The sequence below is a fragment of the Treponema lecithinolyticum ATCC 700332 genome (genome assembly GCA_000468055.1).
Lineage (GTDB): Bacteria > Spirochaetota > Spirochaetia > Treponematales > Treponemataceae > Treponema_C > Treponema_C lecithinolyticum.
Genome location: KI260554.1, coordinates 265,904 through 278,058, shown reverse-complemented (window position 1 = coordinate 278,058; position 12,155 = coordinate 265,904). Strand labels below are relative to the sequence as shown.

General features: G+C 43.7%; 9 protein-coding genes. 2 read left to right on the top strand and 7 right to left on the bottom strand.

What is annotated here, in order from left to right; genetic code table 11:
- Positions 1-7 precede the first annotated feature (7 nt).
- From HMPREF9193_RS01915 to HMPREF9193_RS01905, 3 genes are read right to left on the bottom strand one after another with little or no spacing between them, the layout of a single operon-like run.
- Positions 8-625 carry a hypothetical protein gene (locus HMPREF9193_RS01915; RefSeq protein WP_021686358.1) on the bottom strand — a complete coding sequence of 206 codons (618 nt, stop codon included), beginning with the start codon at positions 623-625 and terminating at the stop codon, positions 8-10.
- Between the two features lie 24 nt (positions 626-649).
- On the bottom strand, positions 650-1,570 hold the full coding sequence (locus tag HMPREF9193_RS01910; RefSeq protein ID WP_021686357.1) for a hypothetical protein: 921 nt from the start codon (positions 1,568-1,570) through the stop codon (positions 650-652).
- A 21-nt stretch (positions 1,571-1,591) separates the two neighbouring features.
- On the bottom strand, positions 1,592-3,070 hold the full coding sequence (locus HMPREF9193_RS01905; protein ID WP_040847227.1) for a LysM peptidoglycan-binding domain-containing protein: 1,479 nt from the start codon (positions 3,068-3,070) through the stop codon (positions 1,592-1,594).
- Between the two features lie 210 nt (positions 3,071-3,280).
- Here HMPREF9193_RS01905 and HMPREF9193_RS01900 point away from each other — a divergent pair, with 210 nt between their 5' ends.
- Both HMPREF9193_RS01900 and HMPREF9193_RS01895 read left to right on the top strand, forming a co-directional pair.
- Complete coding sequence (locus HMPREF9193_RS01900) at positions 3,281-4,936, top strand: AMP-binding protein (RefSeq protein ID WP_021686353.1); 1,656 nt, start codon at positions 3,281-3,283, stop codon at positions 4,934-4,936.
- 151 nt (positions 4,937-5,087) lie between these two features.
- Positions 5,088-6,407, top strand: a complete 1,320-nt coding sequence (locus HMPREF9193_RS01895) for an extracellular solute-binding protein (RefSeq protein WP_021686352.1) — start codon at positions 5,088-5,090, stop codon at positions 6,405-6,407.
- A 108-nt stretch (positions 6,408-6,515) separates the two neighbouring features.
- Here HMPREF9193_RS01895 and HMPREF9193_RS01890 read toward each other — a convergent pair whose 3' ends face one another.
- The 4 genes from HMPREF9193_RS01890 to HMPREF9193_RS01875 form a co-directional block, all read right to left on the bottom strand.
- On the bottom strand, positions 6,516-7,967 hold the full coding sequence (locus HMPREF9193_RS01890; protein WP_021686350.1) for a sodium-dependent transporter: 1,452 nt from the start codon (positions 7,965-7,967) through the stop codon (positions 6,516-6,518).
- Between the two features lie 10 nt (positions 7,968-7,977).
- Positions 7,978-8,772 (bottom strand): pyrroline-5-carboxylate reductase, encoded by a 795-nt coding sequence (proC, locus tag HMPREF9193_RS01885; protein ID WP_021686349.1) that lies wholly within the window; start codon positions 8,770-8,772, stop codon positions 7,978-7,980.
- An 82-nt stretch (positions 8,773-8,854) separates the two neighbouring features.
- Positions 8,855-11,230 carry a trans-4-hydroxy-L-proline dehydratase gene (gene hypD / locus HMPREF9193_RS01880; RefSeq protein ID WP_021686348.1) on the bottom strand — a complete coding sequence of 792 codons (2,376 nt, stop codon included), beginning with the start codon at positions 11,228-11,230 and terminating at the stop codon, positions 8,855-8,857.
- Between the two features lie 3 nt (positions 11,231-11,233).
- Entirely contained in the window at positions 11,234-12,151 is a 918-nt protein-coding gene (locus HMPREF9193_RS01875; RefSeq protein WP_040847224.1) for a glycyl-radical enzyme activating protein, read from the bottom strand.
- Positions 12,152-12,155 lie beyond the last annotated feature (4 nt).

Below are 12,155 nucleotides of genomic sequence, written 5' to 3'. Positions count from 1 at the left end.
AAGATCTTTAGGTTTCCCATTCACGAAAAAGAGTCACTTTTAAAAACCGCTCTATTATTTTTTTCTCCCGTTTATTCAGTTTATTACGTGTTATCGGTTGATTGTACATCCGCAGCCAAATCTTTTTAGACGACACTTTTATATCCGGTATAAAATCAAAATACTCTTTTACAGGCTCTAAAACGAGTAATTCTAAATCCGGGCAAAAGGAAAAATCCAAGCCTTTTGAATATATCTGTTCTATAGTTTCTTTCGATATATAACCATGATGTTCCAGTTTTTTTAATTTTGTCATACCGGATAAAACGGAAAAATCGGAAAAATGTACCGAACCAAAATACAACTCTTCTACACTTGTTATCTTTTTAAGGAAATTATAATTTTTAAGAAAAGCTAATTTTTGAAAATCCAAAACTTTTAAGTTTTTCAGATTTTCCAAACCGCGAATATCCTGTGTCCTATACCCGTTACTGGCCGAATCAAATATCGTCAGCGTTTCAGTATCAGCAGGGTAGTATTCTGCAACTTCCCTACCGTCGGTCATTACCCTTATTATTTTTACATCCTCAGCAAATGACCACATTGTCATCATAAGTAAAAATAGCAATACTCTGTTTTTTTTCATAGAATTCCCGTTTGTCAATTTTTCTTACAACCTTTTTTGCTTTATGCGGCCTAAAATAAGTGCCCATTTGTGCGGTGAATAAATTCTGGTAAACGTTTTGTTTGTTCGGTCGAATTTGTACCAAAGCATTTTTACAGGTCCGCCTGCCAAAAAATCAAACTGAAACCGTGCCGCAATGCCGACATACAAAGCATCCGGTTCACCGTATATTTTGCACCAGCCTGCCCCTTTTAATTCTTTCAGTACTAAATCATTATTCGTGTACGAATGCGTTTCCACATTGTACTCGCGGATTATACCGTCTCTTTGATTTATTTCCCACACCAATGGTTCATACAATGCAGAATAGTAATGCATAGGCCGGTACAGCACAGGATACTTATAGTATGCTTCTTGTTTCATGTCGTACCAGCCGTATTCAAAAAAAATCCGCTTTCCGTCATAGCCAAGTGTAAGGCAGCAATGCGGCTTCAAATTTTCCATTGTCCGACGTATATCAATAATTCTTTGCTTCCCCGTTCGCAAATCAATAAAGCCGAATAACCCCGTATAGTGATAGTTGCTCCATGAATAATCGACGACAGCCGTATCGTTATATGCACACACCGATACGGCTTGCCGTCCTTCAAATGTTGAAACTGTTAATTCTTTTTGCGGGCTATATTTTCCGTCCGTCATATTTGCTAGATAAAGCGTAGTGTTGTCTTTTGTTAAAAACCATGCCCATAGTTTTTGAGCTCCGGTATCAAAAAATAAATTCTTAAAAAGCTTTTCTTCGCTTTGCTGTTCTAAGGGTTCCATATCTACTTTTTGATCGCCGATCCATAAGCCGTCTGTCCAGCCATCATAAAAAATCATACCGCTTTCACGCGGATATTCTTTGTGCCGGCATGAAACAAACAATACACTCACCACTATTACCCAAAGCAAATTACGGTACTTCATAATACAACCCCTTTTTATTTTTTAAAATTCCGTTACGGTACAAGTATTTGCAAGCTGCAACCCCCATCCTATCGTATTCGGCATTGTATTAAAAGCACTTCTTCCAGCATACACGGCAGCTGCCGTTGCCGGTCCAAGAGGCGACAAGTGCACCATTGCATTTGCCGCAGCTTGTAAAAATTTTCCATCCGCATAGCCTATGCCGGCATCCGAAGAAGTCAATAGCTCTCGTCCGAAAACACCGCAGCTTGTGTTCGGTTCGTAGCCTTCGTATTGCTCTCCGTAAGCAACAGATCTAGCCAAAATAGTTTTACTTTGTTCTTCCGTTATATCAAACTCTACTATTTTATCAAAACCCTCGTACTTTCCGACCCTCGCAAGATAGTCAATCATTTCTTCTCTACTGTCAAAATCTCTACGTAAAACACCAGCATAAGGTTCTCTACCCATAGACTCTGCGCTGCCGGGAGTTGGAAATTTAAGAGGTTTACAACTGAGAACATCACCGCTTCGTTTATCATCACCCGCATAATCTTTTTGCGGTGCCTCCAGTCTTTTCTTAAAGCCTGTTACTTCAAAAAATGAATATTTCCCGTCTCCTCGCGAAACAAACCACCCCGCATGCCCTGCCCCGAAAACAGCTTGCTTGTCGGTAACATAACCTGCCGTATAAGTCGTTGCATGTTTTTTATACACTTTCATGCCAAAAAGATTCAGAGCCGAATCCTTAAGCGACAGGCTTTCATATACTCGTTTCGGTGTTGCATACTCGAATATTATCTTTTGTCCCGGATAAATCAAGTCAGGGTTTTTTATGCCGCTCGCCCGCGCCGCTTCTTTTATTCTTTGCTGAAGTTCTTGCGCACTTGCATTCGGATATTGCCTGCGCACAATGCTGCTTAACGTATCGCCCTTTTGTACCGTATACTCTGGAAGGGCACTGCTTGAAGAGGTTTCTTTGTTTTTATTAGCAAACAAGCTTTTCCCCCAACCCCTCAAAAAGTTTTTTTTAGATGAACCAAACGATGAGTTTTGACTGTCCTGGGAAGTTGCGGAAGCTTGCGAAGCGCTTGAACTTAAACAAGTACTTTTTTTGCGACGAAAACTGAATCTCCCCCATCCCTTTGAGCCGCCGGAAGAAGGGCTGCTTGAAGAAATCTTTTTTTCGTTGTCTGAACTCCTTCTCGCATATGAACCGCAGCTGTCGAACGAACTGCAGCTTGAACCAGCAGAGGAAGAACTCGAACTGCCGCTTGAACGTGACCCGCTCGAATAAGTTCTTCTTTGCCGCCTTTCTGCGCTGTAAGAACTACAGGACGAACGGCCGGAACTTGAGCCGCTGCTCGAACCGCTTGAGCTCGATGAACAGCTGTTTTTTCGCCGTCCGCCGTTTACCAACAAAAGCTCTTCGTAGCTCAGCTCTTTTATGCCGTGTCTGGCCAGCTTTTCTGTTGTCGGCATCATAAACGATGCGTAATCCAACTTTTTCTTTACGAACATTTTAAAGCCTCCTATTATGCCCTGCACTTTGTGCCGGGTATATATATTATTCGCTCACGTTATACAAAAATTTGGAAAATTTTTAAAATTTTTTCAAAAAATTTTCGCCATGCTACACAAAAGCCCAAAACGGTACGCAAATTTGTTAAATTTTAACAAATACGCAACTTTCTGCTGCAGCTTTTGTCTAAATAATAACGGAGTTGTACAATGTTTTACAAAGATTATGCCGCATTTAACGAAAGCGGCGGTTGGGATACCGTACAAAAAACCTTTTCGCTTAAAGCGCCCGAACGTTTTAACTTTGCCTATGATGTTATCGATCGGTATGCACGCGAAGCACCCGGTAAAGAAGCGCTGGTATGGTGCGACGACAACGGTGAAGAAAAAATTTTTACGTTCGGTCAATTGGCAAAAGAAATCAATAAAACCGCTCATTTTTTTACAGCGATGGGCATAGAACGGGGAGATGCCGTTTTACTGTTTTTGCGCAGGCGCTACGAGTTTTGGTTTATTTTACCCGCGCTGCATAAAATCGGAGCCATTGCGGTTCCTGCAACCGTACAGCTCGCTGCCCACGACATTGAATACCGCATACAATCGGCTCAAATTAAAATGGTTATAGCGGTACAGGAAAAACAACTGCAGCAGGAAATTCAAAAAGCGGCGGAAGCCGTATACAAAAAACCGCTTTTGGTGTGGGTGCACGACGAAATGGACGGATGGATTTCATTCGAAAAAGTCAGACAAAATATGAGCGAAGAATTTACCGCCCCGCAGGAAGACGAATATCCTTGCGGCACTGATACCGCTCTTTTGTACTTTACGTCGGGAACATCGGGAAATCCGAAAATGGTTGCACACAATTTTTTATATCCTTTAGGGCATATCGCAACGGCAAAATTTTGGCAAAACGTTAAAGAAGGCGGCCGTCATTTAAGCATAGCCGAAACAGGCTGGGCAAAAGCCATGTGGGGTAAAATTTACGGACAGTGGCTGTGCGGTTGCGCCGTATTTGTTTACGATATGGACATGTTTATTCCGCGCAAATTGCTTGAAAAAATGGCGCACTACCGCCTAACCTCTTTTTGCGCACCGCCGACCGTATACCGGTACCTTATTCGCGAGCCCATCGAAGAATACGATTTATCCTCTCTGGAAGAATGCACCACTGCAGGAGAAGCACTCAGCGCCGACATTTTTGAATCCTTTAAACAAAAAACGGGCATTTCCATGCGCGAAGGATACGGACAAACGGAATTAACTTTAGCTGCCGGAACTTTTCCGGGGACGCCCATAAAACCCGGCTCTATGGGAAAGCCGTCGCCCGGCTACCGTATCGACATCGTTAAAAACGACGGCAGCGTATGCGAAACCGGAGAAACCGGAGAAATCGTTTTGCAGCTGGACAAAGGGCACCCCCTCGGTATGTTTTCAGGCTATTATAAAAATCCTGAAAAAACGGCTGAAGTATTCGAAGGCGGTGTGTATCACACCGGGGATTCGGCGTACCGCGACAGCGACGGCTATCTGTGGTTTGTAGGGCGTACCGACGATTTAATCAAAAGCTCAGGATTCCGTATCAGCCCCTTTGAAGTCGAATCGGTGCTGTCGCAGCATCCGGCAGTTTGCGAATGCGCGGTAACCGGTGTTCCCGACCCCAAACGCGGACAAGCGGTAAAAGCTTTTGTAGTATTAAACCGCGGCTATACGGCGAGTAAAAATCTGGAAAAAGAACTGATGTTTTTTGCCAAAAAAAACGCAGCCTTATACAAAGCCCCGCGTTCTTTGGAATTCGTAGAACAATTGCCTAAAACACACAACGGTAAAATAAGCCGCGCACAAATCCGCTCGCTCGGTAAATAAAAGTGCACGCATAAAAAACGGTGCTATCGTGCACTGCATGCTGTGTAGATCTGTGTAGACACACAGTGACACACAGAGCACACAGCGCGCATTGATTTTATCGCCGTGCGAGAGTATACTATACTGTAATTTTCATTTTCAGGAGGCAGCTATGAAAAAGCTGACAATATTGTTAACGGCAAGTGTTTTACTCGCATGCGCGCTCTTTGTAGGATGCGGCAAAAAAGAAGAAACCGGACCGGTTACGCTCATTATGTGGACACACGAAGATCCGAACAGGCAAAAACTTGAAGAAGGTTATGCTGCCGAATACATGGCGCAGCACCCCAACGTAACCATCAAGTATTCCGTGTATCCTTCAACCAAAATACAGGATTTAATTCCTACCGCATATGCGGCAAAAAACGCTCCGTCCATTTGGAATATGGAATTGCAAAAAGCATTTCCGCTTTTGGCACAAGGTTTGGTAGCCCCGGTAGACCCGGAAGCACTCGGCTTAAAAAAAGATTCGGAAATCGCCTCTTTATATATGCCGAATATGCTTGCCCCCGTTACCGACGCGGACGGATCCCTTTTAGGTAAAAAAGGCAAAGTATACGGATTGCCCTTTGAATTGAACAACTTTTGTATTTATCTGAACAAAAAAATCTTCCGCGACGCAGGTCTTGACCCCGACAAAGATTATCCGAAAACCTGGGAAGACGTAATGAACGTATCCGAAAAAATAGTTAAACGAAATGGCGATATTATTACACGGCGCGGTTTCGATTTCCGCTACGGCGATTATCTTATTACATGGACTCCTATGGTAACTCAATTGGGCGGCGCAGTTGTATCCGCCGATGGAAAAGAAGCGATTGTAAATACTGAAGCGTGGGAAAAAGCGCTCGAATATATGCGCCAGTGGGGTCCGAACGGTAAAAACCTCGGTTCTCCTACATACACTGCAGCACGCAAATTGTTCGACAACGACAAAAACGAAATCGCCATGCACTTGTCCGGTATATACCAAGAAGCCCGCATGCTTAAAGCCAATCCCGACTTTTACAACAGCAGCGATTGGATGGTAATCCCCTACCCGATATTTGAAGGCGGAAAAAACGTAACCAACAACTATTACTTCCAGTACTACATGGTAAACTCGCAAATTCCCGAGCGCGAACAAAAAGAAGCGTGGCGCTTTATCGCCTTTTTGTTAAGCCATCCGGTAGATTATCTTGAAAAAGTTGCTTTAGTTCAGCCGAGAAAAGACTTGGTGGAAAGCGATTTGTTTAAAAATATGCCGTACAGCAAAGTATTTATGGACGACTTGCAACACGCAGAACCCGTGTACTACGGAGCTGCAAGCTGGCAAATAAATCAGCTGATAAAAGAAGCTATTGAAAACGTTATGATGAACAACGTTTCGCCCAAAGACGCTGTTGCAAAACTTAAAAAAAGTGCACAAGCTCTTTTAGACGAACAAATGTAATTGATTTGATAAATCAAACACACGGCGGCAAATTACCGAAAGCCGGTTTTTAAGCCGCCCGTGTGTATGCGCCGAGCGAGCCGCAGCGCAGTCCGTTTTGTGCACATCCTACTGATGTAAAAAACTCAGCTTTTTATTCATTTTATTGTTTAGCGCCATACATATAAAAATCGACAGCGCACACTGCACAATGACCGTTCCCGGATTATCTACGGCAAACACCGTCCACCAATTTTTAGACCACTGCAATGATTGAACAAGCCACCATACAATAATCACTGCAAGAAAACACGGATACACGACGATACACCAATCGTACCATCCGCCTATTTTTAAATCGCTGGTAGGATTTATACACGTTTTGCGGAATTTTTTAATACCGAACCGATACACTGCCAGCGCATAAAACAAGCCGCATATCAAAAGTCCTATTCCCCACACCCAATCCTGATTATTAAAAATACGAATATCGATTGCTGACGGAAGTCCGAATACAAAACATGCAGCCATAATCACACATACCGCTTTTTCCCGTGAAACTCCGAAATCGATACAATTTTTTACAATTACTTCCGTTTGCGGCAAAAGAGAAGTCAGCGCCGAAAGAGAAAGAGCTATAAAAAAGAGCGAGGCAACTATAGTTCCGCCGGGAATGGCATTAAACAATTTGGTAAGACAAATAAAGGTTAACCCGACATTCCCCTGTTTAAGCGCATCCAAGGCAAGATTTTCCGAAGCGGAAAAAGCGAATACGGCAGGCAGCACAACCATAGCGGAAATCAAAGCTCCGGCAATATCGCTTCCGGCAATTAAAAAGCCGTTGAGCGTAATGTCTTCGTTTTTTTTCATGTAATTTGCATAGGTAAGCATCATACCCCATCCGGCACCGGAAGACCACGCCGCTTGAGTATACGCATTCAGCCAAGTAGACGGAGACTTTAAGTGATTCCAAGACGGCAAAAATAAATATCGCAAACCGACCGAAGACCCGCTCTTTGTCAGCACAGCAACCATGCAATACAATAAACATACACACAAAAGCGGAATAAGATATTTTCCTGCTTTTTCTATACCTTTATTTACCCCGCGATACAAAATAAAACCGACGGGAATTAATGCAAGCAGCTGAAAAAGAATCCCTTCTTTCGGATTATGAATAAATGCTTCCCACAGCTGTTCGGTATCTTCAATACGTCGCAGAGTTCCGTTTAACGCATACACTACGTAGCGCAAAGCCCATGCAAGAACAATAACATAATAAAACGTAATGGCAGCACATACAAAGCCGATCCATAAACCTTGCCACGTGTGCTTTTCTCCGGCAAACAATTTAAACGTTCCGACGGTTCCCAGCTTTGTTTGTTTGCCTATCGCCATTTCGGTAATGATAAGCGGCACAACCCATGTTATATTTGCAATAAAATAAGCTATTAAAAAGCTGCCGCCGCCGTTAATACCGACCACACGCGGAAAGCGCCACATGTTTCCGGTACCGACCGCCATACCGACGGCAGCCATAATAAAGCCGAAACGGGAAGTCCATTGTTCTCGTTCTTGCATAGTATTTCCCTTACAAACTTTTTGATTTTTTTATACAAGCATCCATAGCTTCAATTAAGGCACTTCTAAATCCGTCTTTTTCCAAAACTTTTACCGCTTCGATTGTTGTACCGGCGGGAGAACACACCATATCTTTTAACTCACCCGGGTGCTTTCCCGTTTCCAAAACCATCTTTGCACTGCCGAGCACGGCTTGCGCTGCAAAGGTGTAGGCTGCAGAACGGGGAAGACCTCCCATAACGGCAGCATCCGCCATCGCTTCTATAAGCATAAAAATATAAGCCGGAGAACTGCCGGCGACGGCAACAACCGCATCCATCATGTATTCTGCAACCGTTTCCGTTTTTCCGAAACTGTCAAATAAAGAGCGTACTGTTTTTAACTCTTCTTCGGTTACCGTTTCGCTGCGGCACAAAGCACTCATACCCTCGCCCACCAAAGCCGGCGTATTCGGCATGGTTCGTACAATTTTAACCGGTTTTCCGAACATGCCCTGAAGTTTTGCAAGCGTTTGTCCGGGGGCTATCGTAACGATAACGTGATTTTGACCGACTTTGTCTTTTATGCCGTTGATAACGTCCGCATAAAACTGCGGCTTAACGGCAAGCACAACAATATCGGCAAAAGAAACCACATCATCGGCACTTGCAAGCGCTTTAATGCCCATCTCTTTTTGAGCAGCATCTACCGCACTTTGATATACGTCAAAAGCTGCAACATCTTGCGCGTCAACAAGTTTTCCTTTTAATATTCCGGAAATCATAGCCTTTGCCATATTTCCGCAGCCGATAAATCCCAATTTCATAGTAAAACTCCTGTAAGTAGTAAATTTGCAAAGCGCCGGTACGGTTTAACATCGACCGGCACTTTATATCCACCGTTAAACATCATGCAAAGGTTTGTTCGGTCCGCTCGATAATTTCGTCTTGCAGCACTTTACTTAAGTTTCTAAAGTGGTCGCTGTAACCTGCAACACGAACGATTAAATCTTTGTATTCTTCCGGATGCTTTTGTGCTTCAAATAAAACGGAACGGTCAATAACGTTAAACTGAATGTGGTGCCCGTCCATAGTAAAATAAGAAGAAACAAAATCAGCCAAGTGATTTAATCCGTCTTCGCCGGCAACTACGTTCGGGGTAAATTTTTGATTTAACAAAGTGCCGCCCGTATTAAGGTGATCCATTTTTGCAGCCGATTTTATTACCGCCGCAGGACCGTGCGTATCGGCGCCTTTTTCCGGAGAAATACCTTCCGATACGGGTTTGCGTGCAAGCCGTCCGTTCGGACTGGCAAGCATTACATCGCCGAAATACACGTGACACGTGGTCGGAAGCATGTTGACGCGATACGTACCGCCTTTCATATTCGGACGGCCGGTAACCGTTCCCTGATAGAATTCGAACACGTCTTTCATAATCGAATCGGCGTAATCGTCGTCGTTGCCGTACTTGGGTGTTTTGTTGCGTACCAAATTGGCAATTACCGGAGATGATTCAAAATTCGATTCCAAAGCTTGCATCAATTCTTTCATGGTAAATTTTTTATGATCATACACATTGTATTTAATCGCTGCAAGAGAGTCCGTAATGGTACCGATTCCAACCCCTTGCAAATAATTGGTGTTATAGCGCGCACCGCCGGCATTGTAGTCCTTGCCCTTTTTGATGCAATCGTTCGTGATTATTGAAAGGAAGGGAGCCGGCATATATTCGGCATAGATTTTTTCGATGATGTTGCTGCCTTCGATTTTAATATCGATTAAGTACGTAACTTGTTTTTTGTACGCGTCGAACAGCTCTTCATACGTTTTAAAATCTTCGGCGTAACCAAGTTTTAAGCCCAACTGCTTTTTACTTACCGGATCAAATCCATTGTTAAGCGTTAATTCCAGCACTTTGGGCAAATTAAAATAGCCGGTTAAAATGTAAGCTTCGTTTCCGAAGGCTCCGGTTTCAACGCAGCCGCTGGTTCCGCCCTTGCGTGCATCTTCTATAGATTTTCCCGCGTTTAATAATTCCTGCACAATTGCTTCGGTATTGTAAAAAGCCGGCTGTCCCCAGCCTTTGCGCGAAATTTCGCACGCGCGTTTAAGAAATTTACGCGGTGTTTTACGGCTTATTTGCACGTTTGAACTAGGCTGTAATAATTTCATTTCGTCCATGCAATCCAAAATAAGATAGCTGACCGGGTTTACGCCGTTTTGTCCGTCTTCGGTTATGCCTCCGGTGTTTATATTGGCAAAGTCGGTATACGTGCTGCTTTCTTTTAAGGTAATACCCACTTTAGGCGGCGCCGGCTGGTTGTTGAATTTAACCCACAAACATTCCAGCAATTCGAGCGCTTTGGTATCGTCCAAAGTGCCGGCTGCACAATCTTTTTCGTAAAAGGGAAATAAATGCTGATCCAAACGGCCGGGGCTGTATGCATCCCATGGATTTAACTCGGTCGTTACGCCCAAGTGAACAAACCAGTACATTTGTATTGCTTGCCAATAGGTTTCGGGTTTATGTGCGGGAACAACAGAACAGTTTTGGGCAATTTGTTCAAGTTCTGCTTTGCGTACCGGATCTTTTTCTTTTTCAGCCATTTCCGCTGCCAAGCGCGCATAGCGCTCGCCCAAAATAATGATTGCGTCGCATGCAATATCCATCGCTTTTAATTGCTCTCGGCGCGAAAAGGCTTCTTTATCGTGCAAAAAATCGAGTTTTGCCATTTCATCGGCAATGTCTTTTTTATAGTCTACAAAGCCTTTTTCGTAAATTTTATTTGAGCCGACCGTATGTCCCGGTCCGCGCTGTTCCATAAATTCGGTAAAAATACCGGCTCCATAGCAATCTTTCCATTGCTCACTCATTGAACGCAAAATTCTACTGCGGATGGAGCGTTCTTTCCAATACGGAATGATTTTCTTTTCTTGCAATTCAAGGTCTTCTTTGCTGACTTTAAAACTGATCAAGTCGCGATCGTTCATAACCTTCATATCTTCAAGGGTATGACAACACAGTTCGGGAAAGGTCGGCGCTTTTTGGGGACCGTCGCCTTTTTCTCCGACAATCAATTCACCGTCGTTTATGCACAATTTTTTGTGTTCCATGAAGTGCTTAAACGCTATAGCCCGCATTTCCGGTACGGAAACCGAACCCTCGTATTTTAAATAAGCATCGGTCATTAAATCGGCACGTTCCATATACAAACGCGGATCGGTTTCAACGCTTTGCTTTCTCAATTTTTGAATACGTTCATTCATTCCTCTTGCTTCCATAAGTCAACCTCCTATTGTGATATTATGAAAACCTTGTGTTTCAAACATATGTTTTATTTCTTCCATTCGTTCATCGGACGGACGAACCATCAAATCATCGTCGTAGCTCATGCGCAGCCGCTCGTATTTTACCGACCCGGTATTGTGGTACGGCAATAAATTAATTTTACACGGTTGTACATTATGCACTTGCATCCACGAGCACATACGTAAAAGCTCTTCGTCGTCCGCATTTACATTGCCGATAACCGGAATGCGGACATTAACGGCAGAACCTGCATCGTACAATTTTTTTAAATTATCCAATATAGGAGAAGCCGGCACACCGGTAAAACGTATATGCCGATTATCATCAATGCACTTCATGTCGTATAAAAACAAGTCGACATAGGGTAAAATCCGCTCAAAATTTGAAAAGCTGGTATAACCGCACGTATCGATTGCAACATTAAAGCCCCTGTCCTTCAGCCGGCGCGAAAAATCTTCCAAAAAATCGATCGGCTGCGACATAACCTCTCCGCCGGAAAGAGTTACCCCTCCGCCGGATTGTTCGTACAGTATTTCGTCTTTTGCCGCTTCTTTAAGCAATTCATCGGCTGTATACCGTTTTCCGCTTATTTCGCGGGCATTATTCGGGCAAAAATCGGTACATTCGCCGCAGCGTATGCATTTTGTGCTGTCCGTTTCGGCAATACCGTTTTCGCAGTAAATTGCCTGTTCGGCACATACGCGGATACAAGATCGGCAGCCCGTGCAGCGCTCCGTGTAGTGCATAACTTGAGGTTGGAAAGATTGGCTTTCCGGATTATGACACCACAAGCAATGTAACGGACAGCCTTTAAAGAAAAAGGTTGTCCGTATACCCGGTCCGTCGTGTAACGAAAAACGCTGTATGTTTATCAATAACGCCGTTTGCGCCATAGAT